Annotated in this window: 21 protein-coding genes and 4 pseudogenes; 13 read left to right on the plus strand and 12 right to left on the minus strand. The window is 59.7% G+C overall.

The window, feature by feature from the left end; all coding sequences use genetic code 11:
• Positions 1-136: 136 nt before the first annotated feature.
• From P1P91_RS01070 to P1P91_RS01085, 4 genes are all read right to left on the minus strand, one after another.
• A complete protein-coding gene (locus tag P1P91_RS01070) occupies positions 137-709 on the minus strand; it encodes a cytochrome b (RefSeq protein ID WP_311883922.1) in 573 nt (190 codons plus the stop codon).
• 28 nt (positions 710-737) lie between these two features.
• Positions 738-1,289 carry a cytochrome b/b6 domain-containing protein gene (locus P1P91_RS01075; RefSeq protein ID WP_311883924.1) on the minus strand — a complete coding sequence of 184 codons (552 nt, stop codon included), beginning with the start codon at positions 1,287-1,289 and terminating at the stop codon, positions 738-740.
• Positions 1,282-1,554 carry a PepSY domain-containing protein gene (locus P1P91_RS01080; RefSeq protein WP_027962497.1) on the minus strand — a complete coding sequence of 91 codons (273 nt, stop codon included), beginning with the start codon at positions 1,552-1,554 and terminating at the stop codon, positions 1,282-1,284. The genes P1P91_RS01075 and P1P91_RS01080 overlap by 8 nt, the downstream gene beginning before the upstream one ends.
• Before the next feature lie 259 nt (positions 1,555-1,813).
• The gene (locus tag P1P91_RS01085) at positions 1,814-2,089 is read right to left on the minus strand and encodes a hypothetical protein (protein ID WP_311883925.1); all 276 of its coding nucleotides are present in this window, start codon (positions 2,087-2,089) and stop codon (positions 1,814-1,816) included.
• Between the two features lie 155 nt (positions 2,090-2,244).
• On the opposite strand from P1P91_RS01085, the pseudogene P1P91_RS01090 reads away from it, so the two are divergent.
• The 10 genes and pseudogenes from P1P91_RS01090 to P1P91_RS01135 all read left to right on the plus strand — a co-directional run.
• A pseudogene (locus P1P91_RS01090) lies at positions 2,245-2,541 on the plus strand (DDE-type integrase/transposase/recombinase); the annotation flags it as partial.
• Between the two features lie 225 nt (positions 2,542-2,766).
• Entirely contained in the window at positions 2,767-3,429 is a 663-nt protein-coding gene (locus P1P91_RS01095) for a response regulator (RefSeq protein WP_027962683.1), read from the plus strand.
• Positions 3,426-4,844 carry an ATP-binding protein gene (locus tag P1P91_RS01100; protein WP_311883926.1) on the plus strand — a complete coding sequence of 473 codons (1,419 nt, stop codon included), beginning with the start codon at positions 3,426-3,428 and terminating at the stop codon, positions 4,842-4,844. Before P1P91_RS01095 ends, P1P91_RS01100 begins: the two co-directional genes overlap by 4 nt.
• A 78-nt stretch (positions 4,845-4,922) precedes the next feature.
• Positions 4,923-5,084 (plus strand): annotated as a pseudogene (locus tag P1P91_RS01105) (transposase); the annotation flags it as partial.
• 31 nt (positions 5,085-5,115) lie between these two features.
• Positions 5,116-5,307: a ferredoxin reductase domain-containing protein gene (locus P1P91_RS01110; protein ID WP_311883927.1), complete on the plus strand. Its 192-nt coding sequence runs from the start codon at positions 5,116-5,118 to the stop codon at positions 5,305-5,307.
• A gap of 161 nt (positions 5,308-5,468) precedes the next feature.
• The gene (locus tag P1P91_RS01115) at positions 5,469-6,080 is read left to right on the plus strand and encodes a TetR/AcrR family transcriptional regulator (protein WP_311883929.1); all 612 of its coding nucleotides are present in this window, start codon (positions 5,469-5,471) and stop codon (positions 6,078-6,080) included.
• Positions 6,077-7,444 (plus strand): efflux RND transporter periplasmic adaptor subunit, encoded by a 1,368-nt coding sequence (locus P1P91_RS01120; RefSeq protein WP_311883931.1) that lies wholly within the window; start codon positions 6,077-6,079, stop codon positions 7,442-7,444. The genes P1P91_RS01115 and P1P91_RS01120 overlap by 4 nt, the downstream gene beginning before the upstream one ends.
• Complete coding sequence (locus tag P1P91_RS01125; RefSeq protein WP_311883933.1) at positions 7,441-10,566, plus strand: efflux RND transporter permease subunit; 3,126 nt, start codon at positions 7,441-7,443, stop codon at positions 10,564-10,566. Before P1P91_RS01120 ends, P1P91_RS01125 begins: the two co-directional genes overlap by 4 nt.
• 75 nt (positions 10,567-10,641) lie before the next feature.
• On the plus strand, positions 10,642-11,163 hold the full coding sequence (locus tag P1P91_RS01130; protein ID WP_311883935.1) for a hypothetical protein: 522 nt from the start codon (positions 10,642-10,644) through the stop codon (positions 11,161-11,163).
• 166 nt (positions 11,164-11,329) lie between these two features.
• Positions 11,330-11,528 (plus strand): annotated as a pseudogene (locus P1P91_RS01135) (IS481 family transposase); the annotation flags it as partial.
• Positions 11,529-11,632: 104 nt separating this feature from the next.
• Here the strand turns inward: P1P91_RS01135 and P1P91_RS01140 are convergent.
• The 5 genes and pseudogenes from P1P91_RS01140 to P1P91_RS01160 form a co-directional block, all read right to left on the minus strand.
• Positions 11,633-11,879: pseudogene (locus tag P1P91_RS01140) on the minus strand (transposase); the annotation flags it as partial.
• Positions 11,880-12,305: 426 nt separating this feature from the next.
• Positions 12,306-13,613 carry a TRAP transporter large permease gene (locus tag P1P91_RS01145; protein WP_311883936.1) on the minus strand — a complete coding sequence of 436 codons (1,308 nt, stop codon included), beginning with the start codon at positions 13,611-13,613 and terminating at the stop codon, positions 12,306-12,308.
• Between the two features lie 220 nt (positions 13,614-13,833).
• Positions 13,834-14,859, minus strand: coding sequence for a TRAP transporter substrate-binding protein (locus P1P91_RS01150; RefSeq protein WP_311883938.1), 1,026 nt, complete (start codon positions 14,857-14,859; stop codon positions 13,834-13,836).
• Between the two features lie 86 nt (positions 14,860-14,945).
• Positions 14,946-15,449 carry a TRAP transporter small permease subunit gene (locus P1P91_RS01155; RefSeq protein ID WP_311883940.1) on the minus strand — a complete coding sequence of 168 codons (504 nt, stop codon included), beginning with the start codon at positions 15,447-15,449 and terminating at the stop codon, positions 14,946-14,948.
• A 116-nt stretch (positions 15,450-15,565) separates the two neighbouring features.
• Positions 15,566-17,275: an amidohydrolase gene (locus P1P91_RS01160; RefSeq protein WP_311883942.1), complete on the minus strand. Its 1,710-nt coding sequence runs from the start codon at positions 17,273-17,275 to the stop codon at positions 15,566-15,568.
• Between the two features lie 466 nt (positions 17,276-17,741).
• On the opposite strand from P1P91_RS01160, the gene P1P91_RS15155 reads away from it, so the two are divergent.
• Both P1P91_RS15155 and nhaD read left to right on the plus strand, forming a co-directional pair.
• The gene (locus P1P91_RS15155) at positions 17,742-18,086 is read left to right on the plus strand and encodes a transposase (RefSeq protein ID WP_407650624.1); all 345 of its coding nucleotides are present in this window, start codon (positions 17,742-17,744) and stop codon (positions 18,084-18,086) included.
• Complete coding sequence (nhaD, locus tag P1P91_RS01165) at positions 18,053-19,429, plus strand: sodium:proton antiporter NhaD (RefSeq protein WP_407650564.1); 1,377 nt, start codon at positions 18,053-18,055, stop codon at positions 19,427-19,429. Before P1P91_RS15155 ends, nhaD begins: the two co-directional genes overlap by 34 nt.
• A 15-nt stretch (positions 19,430-19,444) precedes the next feature.
• Here the strand turns inward: nhaD and P1P91_RS01170 are convergent, their stop codons facing one another.
• The gene (locus P1P91_RS01170; protein WP_311885833.1) at positions 19,445-20,395 is read right to left on the minus strand and encodes an IS481 family transposase; all 951 of its coding nucleotides are present in this window, start codon (positions 20,393-20,395) and stop codon (positions 19,445-19,447) included.
• A 93-nt stretch (positions 20,396-20,488) separates the two neighbouring features.
• Complete coding sequence (locus P1P91_RS01175; protein ID WP_311883946.1) at positions 20,489-20,950, minus strand: MerR family transcriptional regulator; 462 nt, start codon at positions 20,948-20,950, stop codon at positions 20,489-20,491.
• A gap of 122 nt (positions 20,951-21,072) precedes the next feature.
• On the opposite strand from P1P91_RS01175, the gene P1P91_RS01180 reads away from it, so the two are divergent.
• Entirely contained in the window at positions 21,073-23,241 is a 2,169-nt protein-coding gene (locus P1P91_RS01180; protein WP_311883947.1) for a heavy metal translocating P-type ATPase, read from the plus strand.
• A 13-nt stretch (positions 23,242-23,254) separates the two neighbouring features.
• Here P1P91_RS01180 and mntR read toward each other — a convergent pair whose 3' ends face one another.
• Positions 23,255-23,743 (minus strand): manganese-binding transcriptional regulator MntR, encoded by a 489-nt coding sequence (gene mntR / locus P1P91_RS01185; protein WP_311883948.1) that lies wholly within the window; start codon positions 23,741-23,743, stop codon positions 23,255-23,257.
• Positions 23,744-23,989 lie beyond the last annotated feature (246 nt).

The raw sequence follows: 23,989 nt of genomic DNA on the forward strand, positions 1-23,989 counted from the left end.
GTCTAGCGGCAACAATTGCTTTAGCACTACGGCCTTACGTTCCTCGGAATAATGTGGCATGAACCATCCTATGCTGCCCATTCTGAGGTTAATTCAGGCGAAATCGCCAACTGGACAACTAAGCTGACAGAGGGGGTTACTTTGTTCCGTTATTCGGACTCCGCAGCGACGATCTTGCAGTCATGCGCTGGAGCGTATCGTCATGTTTGACGAAATGGTGATACAGCGCCGCTCCCAAATGGCCGAGTACCAGGGCCACGAATAGCCAGGAAATCGGCGCGTGCGATTCGCCTAGCATGATCGCCCAGGACATTTCCGTCTCGCGCTCGGCGAGAAGCTGGAGGCCGAAAAACCCCAGGGAATGGCCCTCGCCCACCATGATCAGAATGCCCGTCACCGGCATCAGTATCATGCAAACATAGAGCAAGAGATGCCCGCCTTTCGCCATCAGCTGCATGGCATGACGACCGCGGAGCTCTGGGCGATGTTCCCGCTGCCCCAGCATCCAGAGGACCCGCAGTGACACCAGAACGAGCAGTAGCAGCCCGATATCGACGTGCCAAGGAACGATGGTGTTGCCGATCCAGTGTTCACCGTCATTGATGTAGCCGCCGAGCGCCATGAACTGGGCGATGATGAGAAGCGCCATCGCCCAATGAAACAAAAGACTGACAGCGCCATAACGCCGGCGAGTATCGTGATAAGTCATTGATGCCTCCTATTACAGATGCCGTTGCTCAACGCCGTTTGTGACCGGTCACCATGGAACGAACCAGATTTTCTCGATGATGCACGCTTTCGTAGATCGCCGCCGCCACGTGCAGCGCGATCGCCACAAGGGTGATGTTCACCGCTATCTCGTGCACTTCTTCGATCGTCTCGCTGCCCCATCCCCAGTCGGTGGTCAGCAGCCAGCCGCTGACGCCGATCACACCGACGGCCGCGAGCAGGAAAAGGATCATGATCGCCGCCGCAGGATTATGACCAATATAGCGCGGCTCCTGTCCTTTCAGGGCGCGCCGCAGATAGTCGCTCAGGCGCTTGGGGCCCGACACGAAGTCACTGAAGCGTGCATGACGACTGCCGATCACGCCCCAGACCAGGCGAAAAAACACCAGCCCTAGGGCGACATAGCCGGACCATTCGTGGATGTCGCGGTTGCTGTCCGGAGTGAAGTAGGCGACGGCAAACGCCGCCACTAGGCTCCAATGAAAGACGCGCACCGCCGGATCCCAGACCTTGACCCGGTTGTCCCGGGTCACGGCGCTCGCTTTCGGGGTGTCAGTCATTGCGATACTCCTTTACGACCTCGCCGTTGACTGGGTTGAAGTAGATCTCGACTTTCACACCTTCTTTGTCCTCGCCGTAAATCTCGTAGCAGTTGCCATCGGTCACCTTGAACTCGTCGATGGTGTAGCCTTGATCGGCCAGCTCCTGCTGCATGGCGCCCTGGGACGTCCACTCGGACTCCGGCGCCTCGGTGCATTGCGGGCCCGCGACAGCGGCAGTGGTGAACAGCAGGGCGGCGCTGGCGACGAAATGACGGATTTTCATGGTAGCTCTCCTCGTTGATTCAGGGTGCATGCTGGTTGGCATACCCGTCATCGAAACACGCTAATCTGACGCGAACCTTAACGACGAAGACTTACAACCGATCCTATGCTTCTAGTTGATACGGCAGCTGTGAGGACCGCATCATCCGTTGTTAGACGATATGTCTCTCAGTGGGCGCCGTACCGCGATGCACAATCGAATGAGAGGGGACAAATTGACATAAACTTCGGAGGCACGGGGCTTGGTCGCCATAGTCGGGTTAGGCTAGTACGTACAGCATAGCGATGGTAACGAGCGCGGCTATGGCTAAGACTTGTAAGTCATCTGCTAGCTGGGATGTATTGGGCGACGCGGCAAGCCGAAGGGAGCCGAGGCTGGCAAGCATAGCCAACATCAGTAATTCGCCATAGACAGTGCCCGCCGTGAACATGGCACCGTGTAGCAGCGCCAATATCGCAATAGGCAACATAAGAAGATTTTCACATTGAAGTCGCTGACCGACCGGCGAGCCAATTGAATAAGCAAGCATGGTCATATATAGGCTCCTCAGGCTAAAAGACTGTCTCCTTCAGACTAACCGGCGTTACTTAACGTCAGCTTAGGCCCTATCTCTTCCTCGCTACATTCCTGGGAGCATCGTGGGGTAATGAACGGGGGGGCGGCACTGTGTTCTGGTCATGAGACCTCTATGCAGCGTTGGTCATTAAGGCGCTGGATCATGCCTGGAGATCGCGCGGTAGGCCAGAAGGCCTTATATTCCACTCGGATCAGGATAGCCAGTATGCCAGCCGGTCGTTCCGTCAGCGGCTATGGCGTTACCGAATGCAGCAAAGCATGAGCTGTGGTGGCAACGGCTGGGATAACGCCCCGATGGAGCGGTTGTTCCGTAGTCTGAAAATGGAATGAGTGCCCGCGCTGAGATACACGAATCTGCACAAGGCACGTCAGGATATCGGTGACTACCTGATGGGCTACTACAATCGGCAATAACCCCATGCTTTCAACGATGATATATCGCCTATGGCGGCCGAGGAAAAGATTTAACGTACTGTCCGAAAATAGTGGATCACTACAAGATGATGACAGGTCATGGGGGATATATGACGAGGCTCTTCATGCAGACAGGACAAAAGAGAACAACGCATAATGCATGCTTAAGCAAATCTTAAGCCTGCTAGCCGATAATCGAGTCAGGACTCGTGAGGATAGACAATGCGCATACTGCTGATAGAGGATGATTCCCTGCTGGGAGACGGTGTCAAATGTGCCCTAGAGCGCCAAGGCTATGTGGTTGACTGGCTTTCTCGAGGACGCGAGGGCCTAACCGCTCTGGAAAACGAAGACTTCTCGGCGGTGATATTGGATCTGGGACTGCCGGATATCGATGGCCTGGAGGTGCTGGCGAGCGTACGCCGCACAAGCAATGTGCCCTTGCTGATTCTGACCGCGCGAGATGCGATAGAGTCACGCATTCGCGGACTGGATGCCGGAGCAGACGATTACGTGCTCAAGCCTTTTGATTTGCAGGAATTGCTGGCCCGTTTGCGGGTCGTGACTCGGCGCGCCTCCGGTCACAGCTCTTGCGAACTTAAGCTTGGCGATCTGTTAATTGATGAGGCCAGCCACAAAGTGTCCTGGCGTGACCAGGAAGTTGACTTGAGGCGGCGCGAATACGCCTTGCTGCTCGAGCTGGTACGCCATGCCGATAAAGTCCTCTCGCGCACTCGCTTGGAAAGCCTGCTCTACGGTTGGGGTGAGGGAGTGGAATCCAACGCTCTGGAGGTTCATGTGCACCACTTGCGCAAGAAACTTGACAAGCGACTGATTACCACCGTGCGTGGTATCGGCTATCGCCTGGACAGCCGGGCGACATGATTTCAATACGCCGATATCTGGTCCGCACGTTGGCCATTACCCTGATAGCGGTTAGCGCGCTGTCCGTTGTCGCGGCGTACTTGATTTCCCAGCACGAGCTTGAAGAAATTCTTGACGCTCAGCTTAGCCTCGAGGCGCGTATCATGGCGTCTTTTCTACCAGACTCACCCAATACCGAGGTATACCGTGCACTGTCTCGGCAGCTGAGCCAGCCAGACCATCCGGCGCAGCTGTATGACGACCTGCTAACTGATACGACAGCGCAGACGTCGGCAGCCGCCCTTTTCCATCATGAAGAAAAAAAGGTGGGCCTGGGCTTTTGGAACGCGCAGGGCCGCCCGCTCATGATGGGGCCTCGCTGGCACGAAACGTCCGCCTTCCCCGCGCCGCGAGAAGAAGGTTTTCGCTGGGTCGACTACGAGGGTCGGCGCTGGCGAGTCTTCAGCCTGTTTGATAGCAACAGCGAGACTTGGCTGCGTATCGGTCTCCAGCAGCGCTTCCATCAGTCCATCGTCAACCGCATCACGATCAACCATCTCTGGCCGATGCTGTTGATGATGCCACTGGCACTGTGGCTGATGATGCGCGCGATTCGTCGCGGACTCACGCCCATTGAACAATTGTCACGACAGGTACGTGGCCGGGATCAAACGGACCTGAGCCCCATCAGTCTATCGGTACCGCGGGAGCTTGACGGGCTGCATCGCGCCCTCAACGATTTTATCACCAGGCTCGGTGAAGCTCTGCAAAAGGAGCGCCGCTTTACCGCCGACGCCGCTCACGAACTGCGCACGCCCTTGGCCGGACTGAAGATCCAGTTGGATAACGCCGTCGAGGGTGAAGCGGCATCGCTGGATAAGGCCAGGATCGGTATCGAGCGATTACAGCGCGTGGTCGAGCAGCTATTGATATTGGCACGCCTGGACCAGCGTCAGCAGCATAATGTCGAGAAGATTGATGTAGGGCTGCTGGTGGAAGACCTGGCGGCGGAACTTTGGCCGTTGGCCGAGTCGCGCGGACAGACGTTGGAAATAGCCGGGACTACTCGCGCCAGGGAAGAGCCATGCTACGTGACGGCCAATGCCACCGAGCTTGGCATCCTCATACGCAACCTGTTGGACAACGCGATGCGCTATACGCCGGATGAAGGCCGCGTCACGGTCTCCCTCGACAAGGTGCCCCAGGGACTCCAGCTGATCATACGCGATACCGGCCCGGGAATACCCGAGGCTTTACTGGGATCCGTGACCCAGCGTTTTCGACGTGCCTCGTCGCAGAGTATCAGCGGTAGCGGCCTGGGACTATCGATCGCCGTCGCGTTGGCGAAACGACAGCATGCCGAGTTGAAGTTGCGAAACCATGAGCGAGGGGGGTTGGAGGTGCGACTTGAGTGGCACGATCCTTCCTCGTCCTGATGGCTTTCTCGGCATAGTCTTCAATGCCTACCTTGACGACCTAACCCCCAGGCTGGGACATGCCAACCGCGTTTGACGATGCTGGTGGCCATCGCCAAGGCGCGCTGGCAAATCGAGCGCCACTATCAGGAGCTCAAGCAGGAGTTCGGCTTGGGTCACTATGAGGGGCGCAACTGGCGAGGCTTTCACCATCACGCCAGCCTCTGCATCGCGGCATACGGGTTTCTGGTCGCTGAACGCGATCTTTTCCCGCGTCGATGAGGGTGCCTATGTGCAGGACAAGATTGCCGTGGATGGCGCGGAACTGCGCCAGCTGATCGAGAAGGGCGCGCAGATCCTAGTCTGCGGTGGCCGAGACATGGCGGCAAGCGTCATGGCGGCGCTGAACGAGGTCATCGCGCCGCTAGGCATGGACGTGGCGACGCTCAAGGCCCGGGGACGCTATCGTGAAGACATTTATTGACCTCTGGATGGATGCAGGATCCCAGGATATAGGGTCCCAAGAAAATAGTATCCCGAGAAATAGGAGCAGGATCATACAGGTAGTGCCCGACACATCCTGCTGGTAAAAAGAGCTTTTCGAAATTAAGATAGTAACTAATCACTATCTTTTGGAAGATGCTCATGGCAAGAACCCATCACCTACCCGCGGAAGAACGCAAGGAGCGGACTGTGCGTGCCATGGTGGAGCTGTGCGCTGAACAGGACCCCGCCCGCATCACTACCGCCACCATCGCCGAGCGCATGAAGGTGACTCAGGGGGCGCTGTTTCGTCATTTCAGCGGCAAGGACGAGATGTGGCAGGCGGTCGTGGCTTGGATCACCGAGCGGCTCATGCGGCGTCTGGAAGCAGCCGTCGACCGCTGCGCGACGCCGTTGACGGCCCTGGAGGCCATGTTCATGGCGCACACCGATTTCATTGCCGAGCATCCCGGGGTGCCGCGTCTGATATTCGGGCAGCTGCAGCACGCGGAGCCGACAGATGCCACACGACTGTTACGCTCCATGCTTGCCAAATACCGCGAACGACTCGCGGCCATTCTGACAGAGGGCAGGGCAAGCGGTGAGTTGCGTGCTGACTTGAATATCGAGACGGCGGCCACCCAGTTCATCGGCACCGTGCAGGGGCTGGTGGTGCAATCCCTGATTGACGACGATGTCGCGCGCATTGCTGAACAGGCGCCCGAGGCCTTTCTGCTCTATCGACGCGCCGTCCAGGCCAAGGAGGAGACATGAGCTCGCGACTCAAGCGTTGGGGGCGTGGCCTGCTGATCGCGTTGGGGCTGGCGATTGGTATCCTGCTGATCGTGGTCTTCGTCATCAATCGCCAGACACCCTCGCGCGGCGAGGACGCCTTGAGGATACCCACGGTGCGCGTTGTTGCGGTCGAGTCGCTACCCTTCGTCGTCGAGGCGCGGGGCTACGGCACCGCGCGGCCCGCCCGCACCTGGGACGCCACTGCCAACGTGCCGGGACGCGTCGTCGAACGCCATGAGGATCTGGAGAGCGGCACGCTACTGGCAGAGGGCACCCTGCTGCTGGAGATCGATCCCAGCCGCTATCGGCTGGCCGAAGCCGAGGCCCAGGCGCAGCTGGCCAGCCTTGCCGCGGAGCAGGCGCAGCTGAAGCGGGAAGCGGAGAATACCCGGCACCTGGTCGCCCTGGAGCGTGAACGCCTGGAGCTGGCGGAGCAGGAGCTGGCGCGCATCCAGCGCCTGGCCAGCAGCGGCTCGGTATCCCGCTCGCGGCTGGGCGAAGAGCGGCGCGCGACCCTGGCCCAGCGTCAGACCGTGCAGTCGCTGGAAAACGAGCTGCAGCTCATCCCCTCGCGCCGCCAGCGCCTGGAAGCGGAAGTCGAGCGTACGACCACGCGCCTGGATCAGGCGCGCCGTGATCTCGAGGACACGCGCTTCGAAGCGCCCTATGATCTGCGCCTGGGCGAGGTCGAGGCCGAGCTGCATCAGTACATCAACGCCGGTCAGCGCTTGTTCCGTGCCGAGGGCATCGAGGCCGCCGAGGTGGTGGCCCAGATGCCGATGGACATGCTGCGCCGCCTGCTCGGCACCCAGACCGTTCGCGATGCCGAAGACGGGGTCCTGGACATTGCCCAGCGGCTGGATTTCTCCGCCATCGATGCCGAGGTGACCCTGGTCGCCGGGAAGAGCGCGCGCTGGCCGGCCCGGGTCGTGCGCATCGCCAACGGCCTGGATCCGGCCACCCGCACCGCCCGGGTCGTGGTGCGGGTCGAGGAGCCCTACCGGCAGGTGGCGCCGCTGACGCAGCCTGCGCTGGTGCGCGACATGTACGTGCAGGTACGGCTGGCGTCCAGAGCGCCGAACCCGCGGATGGTGGTGCCGGCGACGGCGGTGCATCAGGGTGAAGTCTACGTGGTCGATAGCGATCAGCACCTCGTGCGCCGGCCGGTGCGTGTCGCCTTCGAACAGCACGATCTGGCGGTAGTGACGGAAGGGCTCGAGGAAGGTGACAGCGTGATCGTGGACGACTTGGTGCCGGCCATCAACGGCATGGCGATCGATCCGCGGCGCGACGAGGAATTGGCACGGCGTCTTCGTCGCCAGGCGTTGGGAGAGAAGTCATGATTCGCTGGTTCGCCGGTCATCCCACCGCCGCCAATCTGTTATTGATTCTGCTGCTGGCGGTGGGGCTGTTCGCCGTTCCCAACCTCAAGCGCGAGACCTTTCCCGACTACCGGCCCGGCGAGGTGGGCATCGAGATGAAGTATCGCGGCGCTACCGCCGCGGACGTCGAGGATCAGATCTGTCGTCGCCTTCACGATACGCTGACCGGCGTGGACTTCCTTGACGAGTTCGTCTGCGTGGCCCAGGACAATCTGGCCAGCGCTACAGCCACCATGGAGGACGATGGTGATATCGGCCGCTTCCTGGACGATATCTCTACCGAGGTTGAAGCCATTACCGACTTCCCCGAACGTGCCGACCCGCCGGTCGTGCGCGAGCTGCACCGCAGCGATCTGGTGGCGGCAGTGGCGGTAGGCGGCGACATGCCGCTGTCCGACCTGGAGGATTACGCCAAGACGCTGGAGAATCGGCTGCTGCGCCTGCCCGGCGTGGCCAGGGTCGATATCCAGGGGCTTTCTCAGCGCCAGTGGCAGATCGAGATTCCCCAGCAGGTGCTGGGGCAGTACGGCCTCTCGGCAAGCGAGCTGGCGGCAACCCTGGCGCGCCAGAATATCGATATGCCGCTGGGCATTCTGGAAACCTCGAGCCAGGATATCCAACTGCGCTTCACCGACCAGCGCCACTCCCTGCGCGAGCTGCAGGATGTGGTGGTCGTCTCCGGCGCCGACGGGGGCGAGCTGACCCTGGGCCAGATCGCCACCCTGCGGGAGACACCCGAGCGCGAGGAGGAGAAGGTTTGGTTCGACGGCCAGCGCGCCCTGGTGCTGGAGGTGCACAAGACCCTGCGCGACGACGCCCTGGACGTGATGAATGGTCTGCAGGCGGTAGCCGAAAGTGAGCGCCAGCGCCTGGACGGCGATGTCTCGCTGACCCTGACCCAGGACATGACCAGCATCGTGCGCGACCGCCTGCAGATGCTGGTCGAAAACGGCATCATGGGGTTTGCGCTGGTGGTGCTGGTGATGAGCCTGTTCTTTCGGCCGCGATTGGCGCTATGGGCGGTACTGGGCCTGCCAGTGGCCTTCCTGGGCGCCTTTGCGGTCATGGGACTGGCCGGATTGACGCTCAACATGATCACCCTGGTGGGGCTGCTGATGGCGATCGGTATCGTCATGGACGATGCCATCGTGATCACCGATAACATCGCCACCCAGGCTCGGAAGGCCGCGACGCCGCTGGAAGCGGTAGTCGCGGGCACCCGGGGCGTACTCCCCGGAGTGGTGTCGTCGTTTCTGACCACGGCGGCGGTCTTCGTGCCGCTCGCCTTTCTGGTCGGCGAGATGGGCGAGGTGCTCAAGGTGCTGCCGGTCGTCCTGATCGCTGCCCTGGCGGCGAGTCTGATCGAAGCCTTCTTCATTCTGCCGCATCATCTGAAGGGCAGTCTTCATCGCCTGCAGGCCGAGCCGTCACGGCTGCGCGCCGGCTTCGAGCGCCGTTTCGAGCGCTTTCGCGAGGGCGTCGGACGCCTGGTCGAGGCGGCGATTCGCTGGCGCTACGCCCTGCTGGGCAGCGTGCTGATCCTGCTGCTGGGCTCCGGCGGCTATCTTGCCGGCGGCCATATCGGCAGCGAGGCGATGCCCGAGATCGATGGCGACGTGCTCGAAGCGCGCATCCTGATGCCCCAGGGCACGCCATTATCACGCACCGAGGCGGTGGCTTCCCGGGTCGAGAACGCCTTGCGCGAGGTCGAGGCGCGTCTCGCCCCCGAGCAGCCGGACGGAGAGTCCCTGATACGCGCCGTCCAGGTGCGCTTCAACCACAATCCCGGCGCTCGCGAGGCCGGTGCCCATGTGGCCACGCTGATCGTCGATCTGCTTGGCGCCGAGCGGCGCCGCCTGAGCCTGAATGAGTTGACCGCGGCCTGGCAGAAGGAGATCGGCGATATTCCCGGCCTGCTCACCCTGATCATTCAGGAGCCGGGATTCGGGCCGGCGGGCATTCCCATCGAGGTGCGTCTGCAGGGGGAGAGTCTGGCTGGGCTGAAGATCGCTTCGCGGGAGCTCGGCGAGCATCTCGCCGGCTATGCGGGCGTCACCAACGTCATCGATGACCTGCGGCCCGGCAAGCCCGAGCGCCGCCTGTCGCTGGCCGAAGGCGCCCACGGGCTGGGGCTGACCGCCGAAGAGATCGCCGCGCAGCTGCGCGCCGCCGTGCTCGGGCAAATCAGCGACACCCTGCGCATCGGCCAGCGGGACGTGGACATCCTGGTGCGCCATGCCGAGCAGGATCGACAGAGCCTGGATGACCTTCAGGATCTGACCGTGCAGCTCCCGGGGGGAGGCCGGGTGCCCCTTGAAGTCGTCGCCAACATCGACAAGGCCCGGGACTGGGCGCGGATCACTCGGGTCGATGGCCAGCGTACCGCTACCGTGACCGCCGACGTGGATGCGACCTTGGCCAATGCCCAGGCGGTCGTCGACGATATTCGCCGGCACTGGCTGCCCGATTTCCAGACGCGCCATCCCCAGGTGGCGGTCGCTTTCGAGGGTCAGGTCGCCCGCTCCGCGGAGACCGGCGGCTCGATCCGGCGCGCGCTGCTGATCGGGCTGCTCGGCATCTTCGTCATCCTTTCCTTCCAGTTCAGAAGCTATGTCGAACCGCTGATCGTCATGCTGTCGATCCCGCTGGCCTTCGTCGGCGCGCTCTGGGGCCATGTGGCGATGGGCTTTTATCTGTCGATGCCCTCGATGATCGGCGCAGCGTCCCTGGCCGGCATCGTGGTCAACAACGCCATCCTGCTGATTCACTTCATCAAGAGCTACCGCGCCGCGGGGCAATCCGCCATCGCCGCGGCGGGCCAGGCCAGCCGCGACCGCCTGCGCGCCATCCTGATTTCGACGAGCACCACCATCGCCGGGCTCCTGCCGCTGCTGGCCGAGACCAGCGCCCAGGCGGCGGCAGTGCAGCCGCTGGTCATTGCGGTGGTGTTTGGCCTGCTGACCTCCACCGTGCTGGTGCTGGTAGTGATCCCGGCACTTTATGTGATCTTCGACGACCTGGGCTGGGCAAGGGTAGAGGAAGCTGCGTCCGACGCCAGGCTTCAGGCGAGAGAGGCGAGTTGAGACGCCTCGACTCGCTTATCGGGCACTGTGCTGCCCGGTGAATGCAAGCAAATCAACGTGACCGTGAGGTAGATCATGAGCAAACGACAGACACACCGCATCATTGTATCGGCTGCCGCGCTGGCTGGCCTGACATTGAGCGCTACCGTTTTTGCGGCGCAGCCGGTAGGTCCCGATTTGACCGAGAAGCTGCGTGGGCTGCTGGTCAAGGAGATGGTTGAGGTCGAGGCGGCGATGCAGGAGACTTATAGCGCCATCATCCAGGGACGGCATGATGAGGTGGCGCAGAAGGGGCAGGCTATTCACGACAGCTTCATTCTGGAACAGTCCTTGACCGAACAGGACCGTCAGGACTTGAAGGCGGCGGTTCCCGAGGCGTTTCTGCAGATGGACACGCGCTTCCACCAACTGGCAGCGTCCCTGGCTGAAGCGGGCAAACAGCAGAATACTCAGGCTCAGGTCAATACCTTCAACCGCATGACCGAATCCTGCGTGGCCTGCCACAGCCGCTACGTGACGGATCGCTTCGAGGGTCTGGAGGAGCAGTCATTCTCCGAGGCCTGGGGGAATAACGCAGGCGAAGAGCGCCCAGAGTGATTTGCAAAGACCATCGGTCATGTGAATAGGTGTCTTGACACCTTGAGCTGAAGCCGGGCGCAGGCCGAAGTGTTTTCAGCCAGTTAAGGCTCAGTAAATGGCAACGATGCGCTGTTCTGCGGCCATGGCGGCCTTATCCAGCTCAGAGAGGGAGAGCTACGAACCCATCAGCGATGTGCTGGCGACTCGACGTTATACCTGACCGGGAGCAGACACTCAAACGCTATGTAGGGCTGTAAAATCACCTTATCTCGCAAAAAGTACTGCGCCATCAATCGCCGATTACTGCGATGAAAGCATGGCAGAGCCAGCGGTCTGAGTTATTTACCAAACGAGTTGTCAATCACACTGGACCCGACAGCTAAAGGGGTAGGTACAGGAACGGTACTGGCGTTGATTATTGGCAGTGCCGGGGCCAGCCTGACTGAGCTGATCTTTATCGCGATCTGCCCACGATGGCCAGAAACTAGGTGGTCAACGACAGATGCGTGGCATGGGAGATGGTACCGGCGGTCAGCGAGGTTTGATGATGGCAGCGATGGCACTGGTAGAGCCCCCGCGACAGCCGGCAGTCAGTGTTATTGCCACAGTCGGAGTGAACCCCATGGGCCAGCGATACTGAAAGAGAGCTGCTTGGCACTGCGTTTCCGCACCCTACTGCTTGAGAAATGCTGGCACGACAGGTCGGGTTGGAACTGGATAGAATTGCGTGCCATAACGCCACCTCCTGTACTGGGCATAACATCAGTATAGGAGGGACTGACGGGATGGTGGTTGATCAATATGAGTAATCAGGTTGAGTTTTCCAGCACTTAACCCTACCAGTGATATAGTCTACTTATTGTAAAAGAAATTTCAGATTCCCTTCGTATACGGAATATAAGGTGACATTGTTCAGAGCTGGAAATTACGTGATGAAATAATGAAAAGTTACCAACTTTATTATTATGGAAACTGAGTTCTGGAAGAGGTGCGTTGGTTTTAGTTACCATCTTTATTTTCTAGCATGAATATTCTTTGCCGAAAAATGAGGCTTCCAAGAGTGATTTGTTACCAACTTTTTTACCATCCCACAGAAACCAGGTGCAACACCTGGCCGTCCCGCCATGGTGTTGCACTCAGTTTTTGCGGCCATGGTTAATTTATTCAAACAGGTTGGGTAACCAGGTAGCAATGCTCGGGAATATAAAGATCAAACCCAGGCCGATTATTTGTAGTATGACAAAAGGACCTACCGAGCCGTAGACATCCCCCCACCCGACATCCTTGGGAAGAATACTTTTTATCCAGAACAGCACAAACCCAAAAGGTGGCGTCAGATACGCAATCTGAATATTGACAATGAAAAGCACGCCGAACCATATTTTATCCACTCCCAGAAGCTCGATAATGGGCAAAAAAAGCGGCGTGCATAGCATAATGATAGCCCAGTCATCCATCACCATTCCCAACAAGAGGATGATTAGCATCATCAACAGCAGAATGCCAGTCGTCCCCCCGGGCATTGCCAACACGGCGTTCGTGATCAGTTCCTGGCTTCCCAGGGTATTAAATATGTTGAGGAAAATGTTAGCACCGATCAGTATCCACAGCCCCATCCCGGTCAGTTTCAAGGTGGTGGCCAGTGAATCCTTGAACACCTGGGTAGTCAGACGTCCATTAAACAGGTTGAGCAGCAAAGCGCTCGTGGCGCCAAAGGCGGCTGCTTCAGCCGGTGTTGTAATACCGCCCCAAATGGAACCCAGTACAATGATGATCAATAGGCCGAAAGGCCAGATCCCCAGCAGAGACTGAGCCTTTTCGCGCCGGGAAAATTTCTTCTCTGCAGGTATGGGCGGGCCCAACTCGGGCTGGAACTTGCAGCGTAGGCCAATATAGATGCCGTAGAAGGTGGCGAGCATAATGCCCGGCAGAAGACCGGCGAGAAAGAGCTTCCCGATGGAGGCGTTAGCCAATAGGCCATAAAAAATGAAGGGCACGCTAGGGGGGATGAGCGCGCCCAGGGCGCCACCTGCGCCAATAGAGCCGATGGCTATTTTTCGGCTGTATTTATACCTCATCATTGAGGGGTAGGATATTTGCCCCATCGTAATAGTTGCAGGCGGCGTAATGCCAGTGATCGCTGCAAAGATCGTACATACTTGCACAGTGCCTATGGCGAGCCCGCCCGGAATATGGCCGATCAATTTATACACGGCATCGTAGGCCGCATCAGCTATCCCCGAATAGCGTATAAGGCTTCCCATGAAAAGAAAAAGCGGTACCGTGACAAGCACGGCGTCCCAGGGAGTGGAATAGAAAGCGCTGGGAATAGCCATTAAAGCACGTGGTTCAGCTATGGCAGCAAACACTACGCCTGTGCCGCCCAGAGCGAAGGCTACGGGTAATCCCAGGAACAAAGTTCCAAAAAGACATGCAAAGTAGAGGAGTGTTACTATTTCTAAGCTCATGCAGCAACCTTATTTGTGTAAGGATTGTTGGGCTACCCATTTTTTTCGTTAAAAATTTAGCTTATCAACATCTCGTCATTTTAAATATTTTTATTTTTATAGCTTAATTTAGGATTGGTAGGCGTATGGGGCCATATGTTTTTAGTATATGCCTGCCTTCCCCGAACTCAGTAGGGAAGGCAAGCTCCATAGATTGTTTTAAAGACACATTGCCTTTAGTTCATGACTCGTTTTGATCCTCCAGGAAGCGCTTGTAAATTTCTACGCCCTTAGCATTTCGGTCTGACATTTCAGCTACTTTGGGCCAAACCTTCTCGATGGCCAGTTCCCGCATCCGCTCGACTTCCTCATCGCTGAAGCGAATGACTTCACCGCCTTCATCCTTCAATGCCTGCAGCGCGATATCCACCTGGTCAGCATGCAGCTGGCTCGTTTCAAAGTAGGTTTCCTTGAAAATGCCCTCAATCTGTTCACGCTGCCAATCAGTTAGCGAATTCCAGGCTTCCAGGTTAACGTAGGTTTCCTGGTGCTGAGCCGGGTTCCAGCCGGGTAAAATGGCGTAATCAACCACTTCCTCGAAAGACATGTCGTCAATGCCGCCGGTATCCCAGTAGGTGCCTTCAATAGTGCCCAAGCGGATAGCCGTATAAATATCACCGGCCCCCATGGATACGGCGGTACCGCCGACCGCTTCGTGGAACAGGGCTTGCGGACCACCGGCGCGCATCTTTTTACCTTCCAGGTCTTCGTATTTCTCAACGCGGAAATTGGTAAACATGGCGTTCGCCCCCTGGTTGGTCCAGCCAATCCAGTGGAGTCCACGCTCGTGGGCAGCCTCCTGAACCAGATCACCCACTCGGTAGTCGTCGCCCCACATGACCTCCCAGGCCTCTTCCGGATTGCTGGCCCCCATGGCCAGGCCATAGGCCAACATGCCTTCCGGAAGCACCCCGCCGTAAACTGTGGCCCAGCCTGCATAGCCTTCGGTCATCCCCGACACCGTGGCGTTAAAGGCTTCATTACCGCTGGTCAAGGAGCCGGCAGGCATCAGCTTGATTTTTACGGTGCCTTCCGTGGCCTCTTCTACCGCCTCGGCCCAGGGTACCAGTCCCTTGTCCCAGCCGGCATCGGACGAATCAAAGGCCGGCTGAAATACCCATTCCGTCACTTTATCCGGTGGACCCTCGGCTTGAGCCAGAGAGTAGGTGGATATAGCCCCGAAACTGATTGCCGTGATGGTTAGCATGCTGCGTTTGACAGATATCATTTCACGTCCTCTTTCTTTTTTTAAGGTTGGTTATCCCGACGCCGTGTCGGCTCCGAGAAATTCATCTATTGTGGTTTTTTTATAATTGTTTTTATATCCTCTATAAATTGCTTGATAACGATCAATAGAACAATAAATGCAGCGAGTGGGATGGCGCTCTTGATAGGGTAAATCGGCACGGGCACGGCAGTAGGCGTTACCTCGTTGAACTTGATTGACATGATGGCTGAGGCGGTGCCTTCCCAAATGAGAACGCCAAGGAAGGCAAAGGTGAGAGACGATGTTAACACGTCGCATATCGCCTTGGTGCGAGCTGAAAAGTTGTCATAGAAAAGATCAAGCTTAATGAAGGAGCCATGTTTCAGGGCATAGCTGCCGCCGACGCATGCTATCAGCACCATGGCGGCTTGAATGGTAGCTCCGATCCACTGGGAGGCCGAATTGAGCACATACCTTAGAAAAACGTCGGTGACACCAAACACCATGCAGTAGAGTATAAGGAGGTAGCCGATTACCCCCATATATTCGATTAGCTTATCGAGAGCTCTATTGAAAATAGTACTCAACATTTTTCTGCCTCTTTAGCGGATACGTTTTTATAAGTTGTATGTTATTCAAGAGATACATGTAAGTTATTTGTTGTTTTAGAAATTTTATCTCCGCAGTATGTGTTTTCACGTAGCCACTATTCGATAGGCTGTTCTGCGACGATACTTTCTGTTTCACCCTCGAACACCGTCTCGCCACCGACGATAGTCTCAAGTACTTTGATATCCTTGATCTTCATTGGATCGAGGTGGCCGATCGACAGCGGGTTGTCGGACAGGACCACAAAGTCCGCGAGCTTGCCGGGTTCGATGCTGCCCTTGATGTCCTCCTGGAAATACTGCCAGGCGGCGTTGATCGTGATCGCCTTGAGCGCCTCCAGCGGTGCGACCTGCTGATCCTCGCCGATGATATCGCCACCGGTCGACATGCGGTTGACCGAGGACCAGAGCATCTGAACGCCGTCGATCGGTACCACCGGCGTGTCGGTATGGGTGGTGGGGGTCAGGCCATGTTCGTAGGCGCCTTTCAGCGGACTCATATGATTGGCACGCGATTCGCCAAAGAAGACGTTCTTGTGTCGGTCACCCCAGTAGAAGGTGTGGCCGATGAAAAAGTCGGGATGCACGTCGAGCGCTGCCATCTGGTTGAGCTGATCGGGCCGGGTGAACTGCGAGTGCTGTATCGTGTGGCGCGCATCCTCGCGCGGGGCGGCGAGCTGGGCGGCAGCAAAGGCATCAAGAGTATTCTGAATGCCCTGATCGCCGTTGGAGTGAACGGTAACCTGCCAGCCTTCCCGGTGCAGTGCTTCGACGAAGTCCAGGAAGTCGTCGCGGTCGTCCCAGTACGGAAAGCCCCGGTAGGAGCCGTCATCCTGAGGCCGTTGCGTCTTGTAGGGCTGGCTGAAGTGAGCCGTATAGCCTTGCGGCGAGCCGTCGATAACGAGTTTCATGGGGCCGTGATGGATCATGTTATTACCGGCGGTGATATCAGTGCCTGACTCCACTGCCGGATACGCCCGTGCATCCTCAATGTTGGTCTCTCTTGGCCAGTACGTCAGCCTCAAAAAGAGGTCTTCATCATTGAGCGCCTCTTTGTACACATCGATCATGTCGGGGTCGCTAGGCTGATCGTTGGCCGTAGTAAAGCCATGCGCGGTCCACATCTCGGAGGCTTTGCGGATGCCGGCAAGCCGATCCTCTTTCGTCGTTTCCGGGGTGAGGTCGCTGACCAGCTGGCCGGCATTGCCTTCCAGAACGCCGGTCGGTTCACCGGTCTCGCCATCCTTTGCCACGCGCCCGCCATCCGGGTCAGCCGTATCCGCACTAATGTCGGCCATCTCGAGAGCCTTGGAGTTGACCGCCGTGACGTGGCCGGATATGTGTTTGACGATCACCGGGCGCGAGGTGCTGACCTGATCGAGATCTTCCCGCGTCGGATGGCGATTCTCGTCCAGCAGAGTATCGTCGTAGCGGGCCCCACGGATTACCTCGCTCTCGCTGTCAGCTTCTGCCTCGTCCGTCAGCTTGGCAATGAGGTCGTCCATGCTGGTGACGTTGCCGATCGGCGGGGGATTGAGATCAACCTGCTGCAAGGCCGAAGTGCCGGCGCTGACGAAGTGACCATGCGGATCGATGAAGCCGGGCAGCATCGTTTTTCCTTCAAGATCAATCCGCTTGGTGCTGTCGTCGGTCAGCGGTTTGATATCGGCCAGCCGGCCAACATGGGTAATGCGATCGCCTTCGACGGCCACCGCCTCGACGAACAGGTTTTCCTCGTTCATGGTGACGATATTGCTGCCGTAGTAGAGCTTGTCGACTTGCGCATGGGCAGCGGCAGAAACAGCCAAAGCAAGAAGAGGTAAAGAAGCAGTAGTTATTATTCTAGGAAGAAATGCCTTATACATGCCTGACCCCGCTATATTCTCAAGCGAAAAGCCAAGCTCATGACTTTTAGCCTTAAGGGAAACGTAGACTTGGCTTTTCAGAATTTTTTATCAGTATTTTACGTATCTGGCTTTTTCGAATTTCATTATGGCGGCAGCTGATATCCATATAGAACATAGGCATCTTAACCAAACGCTGTCAAGCTGAGATCGGCGAAAACCACCTGAAGACCAAAACCGCCTAGGGGTGTATAAATCTATGATTTAAATAATAATTTAGCGTAAAAGGCTGATGGGATTGGTAAGCTGGGGAAGGTTGCCGTTTCGTTGCATGACAACGTAGCGAAGGGGGAGCGTTGCCTTTTGATATTACGTGAGCCAATGGCTGCCCAGCACCAAAACATAACACGGCTGTGGCCATCGGCGCAGACTGTCACGCAAGAAGAAAGGGTCGGTCAACCGAGACGAGGCGAAACTCAAGGTCGCACGCATCCATGCCAAGATCGTCGGCCAGCGCCAGGACTTCGCGCACAAGGTGACTAAGCGGCTCATTGCCGGCAGCTATATTTCTCGGCGCGTGTTGCGGGCTTCCCTTAGGGTGCTTATCATTAGCGGGTTTTCTCTCCTCTCCTGCCTCCCAAGGTTTGTGCCATGCGACCCTCCAACGCCTCTGCCCCCCGGCCCCGCTCTCTTCGGGTCCGCCGGTGGTTTCTTGCTGTCTGCCTGCTGTGCTTCCCCCCTTTGGCCTTTGCCGAGGCCGGCCCGCTCGACCTGACGCTGTCCGCTGCCGGTATCGCTTCGGTAGTGATATTCCTGCTGGCCTACGCGCTGGTCATGGGCGAGGAAGTTTTGCACATGCGCAAGTCCAAGCCGGTGCTGGTGGCAGCGGGGCTAATCTGGACGCTGGTGGCGTGGATGTACATGCGCGCGGGGCTGCCGGACGTGGCCGAAACCGCATTCAAGGAAACCCTGCTGGAATACACCGAGCTTTTGCTGTTCCTCCTGGTGGCGATGACCTATATCAACGCCATGGAGGAGCGCCGGGTGTTCGACAAGCTGCGCGCCTGGCTGGTGTACAAGGGCTTCAGCTATTGCAGCCTGTTCTGGATCACCGGCATTCTGGCGTTCTGGATTTCCTCCATTGCCAACAACATGACCACCGCCATGCTGATGTGCGCGGTGGTATTGAAGGTGGCCGAAGGCGATAACCGGTTTATCAGCCTGTGCTGCGTCAACGTGGTAGTAGCGGCCAACGCCGGCGGCGCGTTCAGCCCCTTTGGCGATATCACCACGCTGATGGTGTGGCAGGCCGGGCAGATCCCTTTCGGTGGCTTCTTTGCTCTGCTGATTCCGGCCATCGTCAATTTCATGGTGCCGGCGCTGATCATGAACTTCTTCATCGTCAACCAGAAACCCGAGTCGCTCACCGAAACCGTGTGGCTCAAGCGCGGCGCCCGGCGTATCGTGCTGCTGTTTCTGTTTACCGTGGCCATTTCGGTGCTGTGCCACTCGGTGCTTAACCTGCCGCCGGCCATGGGGATGATGTTCGGCCTGGGGCTTCTGCAGTTCTTCGGCTACTACCTGCGCCGCAGCCTGCCGCGCTCGCTGGAGCGCAAGCGCGAGCGCTACTCCCGCCGGGGCGACTGGCGAAAGCTGGAGCAGCTGGGAAGCGTAGTGCCGTTCGATATCTTCAGCCGTATCGCCCGCTCGGAGTGGGATACCCTGCTGTTCTTCTACGGCGTGGTGATGTCGGTGGGCGGCCTGGGCTTTCTGGGCTATCTGAGCCTGCTGTCCGAGACGCTCTACGGCGGCGGCCATCCGGCGCTGGCCAACGTCATTCTGGGGATGATTTCCGCCGTGGTGGACAATATCCCGGTGATGTTTGCGGTGCTTTCCATGGCGCCGGGTATGTCCGAAGGCAACTGGCTGCTGATCACCCTGACTGCCGGCGTCGGCGGCAGCCTTCTGGCCATGGGCTCCGCCGCCGGCGTGGCGCTGATGGGCCAGGCCCGGGGCATCTATACCTTTGCCGTGCATCTGCGCTGGATGCCCGCCATCCTGCTCGGCTACGGCGCCAGCGTCGGCGCGCATCTGCTGGTCAACGCTTCGCTGTTTTAAACCTTTAAACCAGCGTTAGCTGTGTAAACTCACCAGGTTGTTCACGGAAAGCCCCAACCGGCTAACCGGAGGGTGATAGTTCAGGCTGGCATGTGGCCGGTGCCAGTTGTACTGGTGAAGCCAGGAGGAAAGGTGTTTGCCTCGCTCCTCCGAGCTCTCATAAGACTGGGCATAGGCCCACTCGCGCAGAGCGGTTTGAATGAACCGTTCTGCCTTGCCATTGGTGCGGGGCGTATAGGGGCGAGTGCGCTTGTGCTTCAGCCCTACCCGCCGGCACAGGCGGTGAAACGCCCGGGACCGGTAGCAGGCGCCATTGTCGGTGAGCACCCGCGTGAAGCGAGTCCCCAAGTCTCGATAATATCGTATGGCCTCCAATAGCGCATAACAGGCGCTCCAGCCGGTTTCATCAGGGTAGCGGGTGCCGAAGGCCACCCGTGAGTGATCGTCGATGGCGATGTGGACATACTCCCACCCTGCGCCACGCGTGGTCTGTTGGCGATCGCCGGTGACCCGATGCCCCGGGCGCGCGAAGCAGCCGAGCTTCTTGATATCCAGATGCAGGAGATCCCCGGGTGCGTCGTGCTCATAGCGATTGCTGGGCCTTGGCGGTGTCAGAGCCGCCAAGCGATTCAGCCCCTTGCGCTTGAGAATGCGCGCTACCGTGCTCTGGCCAACCCCCAGCGCCTGGGCAATCTGGCAATAGGTCTGGCGTCGCTGACGACGCTCGACGATCTGCTCCACCGTCGTTGCGTCGGTCGCCAAGGGACTTCGGGCAGGGCGTGACCGACGGTCCTGGAGACCCTCGAGTCCCTCCTCACGGAAACGACGCACCCATTTGTAGACCGTTCTCACACTGACGCCTTGGGCTTGCGCGACCTCTCTGGGCCGCAACCCTTCATCGATGACGCGAGCGACCAGCAGGGCTCGACCGTGCGGAGTGAGTCGGGCATTCTTATGGGTGTTCATCCGGGCCTCCTGGAGAGATTGGTTGGTTTGCATCTCCAGTCTTCCGGGTTGGCTCCGGATGAACAACCTACCGAGAGATCACAGTTAGCGGCCCTAGCGAATCGCTTCCCGGCCGCCGTGGCCGCTGGCATGCAGGCACTGGTCGTGATCGCTGAGTACCTCGACGATGCGGCACTCCTCCACCCGGCCGCCGGCGCACTGTGCCACCATTCTTTTCAGCTCGTCGCGCAGGGCGCTCAGCCGTTCGATCCGCGATTCGACCTCGTCGAGGTGCCGTTTGGCAATGGCGTCGGCGTGATCGCAGGGCATGTTCGGGTGATCGGCCATGTCCAAAAGCTCGCGCACGGCCTCCACGGAAAAGCCGAAATCCCGCGAATGGCGGATAAACGTCAGCCGGCGCAGGGTGGCCTCGTCGTAGCGGCGCTGATTGCCGGCGTTGCGCGCGGGCTGGGGCAGCAGGCCGATTTCCTCGTAGTAGCGCACGGTCTGCACCTGGCAGCCGGCCCGGCTTGCCAGAGTGCCAATGCCGAACGTCTGCGTATCCTGTCTCTGCATTGCTGCCTCCCGGCTCGTGTCTTCCTCGGATTTTGCCACGAGTATTGAACCTACAGTGGCTTTAGGTCATATATTGAGCGTAGATACCCGGAATGCAAGGCCAGACGGCCGGGAGAATGTGAATGACGCTATCCGCTAGCGAAAATCTGAACCCCCGCAGCGCTGAAGGCGGGAAGGCACCGCGCGAGCGCTTTCGCGTCAGCGGCATGGACTGCGGCGGCTGCGAGCGCAAGGCGGTGGCAGCCGCGACTCGCGTCAAGGGCGTGACGGATGCCGAGGCCAACGCCGCAGCGGGCACGCTGGATGTGTTTTTTGAAGGGAAGACGCCACCCGATGAGGCAGCCATCGATCAGGCAATGCGCGGGCTGGGCTACGAGGTCATTCACGACGAACGGGCGTCGTCTGCGGCCGGCGCTACGCCTGAATCCGCCTGGTGGCAAACCGCCAAGGGCAAGCTGGTACTGGTCAGCGGCGCGCTGCTGGCGACGGCGGCCGTGCTCCATCTGTTCTGGCCCGTGCTTGGCGACTGGCCCTTCGTGGCCGCGACCCTGGTCGGGCTTTACCCCATTGCCAGGTCGGCGTGGCAGGCGCTTCGCGTGGGCGAAGTGTTCACCATCGAATCGCTGATGACCATTGCCGCCGCCGGGGCGCTGATCATCGGCGCGGCGGCGGAATCCGCCGTGGTGGTGGTGCTGTTTGCCGTTGGCGAGCTGCTGGAAGGCGTGGCCTCGACCCGGGCGCGGCGGAGTATTGCCGCGCTTTCCGACCTGGCGCCGGCGACCGCCCGGCGGCTTGACGGCGAGGAGGTCACGGAAGTCGCCGCGGAAACGCTGGCCCCGGGGCAGCGCGTGCTGGTCCGCCCGGGGGATCGAATGCCCTGCGATGGCCGTATTGCCGAGGGCGGCTCTTACCTCGACGAGTCGCCGGTCAACGGCGAGGCCGAGCCGCGCTACAAGAGCGCAGGCGAGGAGGTGTTTGCCGGTACCATCAACCGCGACGGAGCGCTGACCGTGGAAGTCACCCGCCGCTCCGAGGACAACACCATTGCGCGCATTATCCGCCTGGTGGAAGAGGCCCAGGCGGCCAAGGCGCCGGTGGCGCGTTTCATCGACCGTTTTGCCCGCTGGTACATGCCCGCGGTGATAGCGCTGGCGCTGGCGCTTGCCGTGCTGCCGCCGCTGGTAGCGAGCATGGCGTGGTCGGAATCGGTCTACCGGGCGCTGGCGCTATTGCTGATTGCCTGCCCCTGCGCGCTGGTAATCTCCACGCCCGCTGCCATTGCCGCGGGGCTTTCCAGCGGGGCCCGGCACGGGCTTCTGATCAAGGGCGGCGCGGTGCTCGAAAGCCTGGGCAAGCTCAAGGTGATCGCGCTGGATAAAACCGGCACGCTCACCGCCGGCGCCCCGGAAGTCACCGACATCGACGCCTGGCAGGGTACCGCCGAGGACGACGTGCTGGCCTTCGCCGCGGCGCTTGAGCGCGAGTCCGGCCACCCCATCGCCGCCGCCATTGTCAGCCAGGCCAAAGCGCGGAGCCTTGCGCTGCCGGCGGTAGAAGGCGGCCGGGCGCTGGCCGGCGCCGGCGTCAGCGGGCGCATTGGCGGCGAGGAGGTGATCCTTGCCAGCCCCGGCTACGCGGCGAGTATCGCCTCGCTCAGCGACGCCGACGAGGCGCATATCCAGGCGCTGGAGGAAGACGGCAAGACCGTCACCGTGCTGGTGAAAGCGGGCGTGGTCGTAGGCGCTATCGCCCTGCGCGACGAGCCCCGGGAAGATGCCCGAGAAGGGCTTGCCGCGCTCTCCAGGCTGGGCGTGCGCCCGGTGATGCTCAGCGGCGACAACCCCAGAAGCGCGGCGGCGATCGGCAAGCTGCTGGGCATCGAAGCCCACGGCGGGCTGATGCCCGAAGACAAGGCGGCGCGAGTGGCCGAGTGGGGATCGGCGGGCGAAGGCCCGGTGGGCAAGGTCGGCGACGGCATCAACGACGCGCCGGCGCTGGCGGCGGCAGACGTAGGGGTTGCCATGGGCGGCGGTACGGACGTGGCCCTGGAAACTGCCGACGCTGCGCTGCTCAGGGACCGCGTGGCGGGCATCGCCGAGCTGATTCGGCTATCCCGGGCCACGCTTGCCAACGTCAAGACCAATATTGCCCTGGCGCTGGGGCTCAAGGCGATTTTTCTGGTGACCACGGCGCTGGGCATCACCGGACTGTGGATCGCGGTGATGGCCGACACCGGGGCCACCGTGCTGGTGACCATCAACGCCATGCGCCTGCTGCGCCACCGCTTTTAACGGAGATTCGTTTCTAGCTTCCGCCTTGCCGGGCGGCTTCGGCGATATAGCGCTGCATGACGTCGAGGGTCTCGTCGCTGACGTGGTGTTCCATGCCCTCGGCGTCAATGCGCGCTGCGTCGTCGCTGACCCCCAGCGCACGCAGGAAATGCAGCACGATATCGTGGCGTTCTCGGGACTGGGACGCCATGGCCTTGCCCGCCCGGGTGAGAAACAGCGAGCGATACGGGCGGCTGGTGACCAGCTCCAGCTCGTTGAGTCGGCGGATCATCTTCGACACCGTTGCCTGGCTGACGCCCATGCGCGCGGCGATATCCGCCGCCCGGGCTTCTCCGCGATGGGTCAGCAGGTCGCCAATCAGCTCGACGTAGTCTTCAATCAGTTCGGTTTCATGGGCCTGGCGCACGGTGGCGTACTGGCGGGCATGCTGCTCGACCGGCGGCAGCGCGTCCACGCTTGCGCTGTGGGCAAACGCCCCCTGGGGCTTGACATCATGACTCATGAAAACAGCAGCGTCTCGATAGGAAAAGTGGGTGTGAACGGCACAGGGCCAACTCCATGGTAGCCCATTTTGCCCCGAAGCCGTAAGCCGGCCTCAAACGGCGCGGTTCGAATTGCACGAAAGGGCAAGCATTTCTTGTGTTTGGTGGGCTATCTCTCTAAACTTAGCCAAGGCTTACTTTATGGCTTTATGCTAAATTTTGGCCAACTATATATTCGTCCGCTGAATACCTGGCTCAGGAGACCT

The organism is Halomonas piscis, assembly GCF_031886125.1.
GTDB lineage: Bacteria > Pseudomonadota > Gammaproteobacteria > Pseudomonadales > Halomonadaceae > Vreelandella > Vreelandella piscis.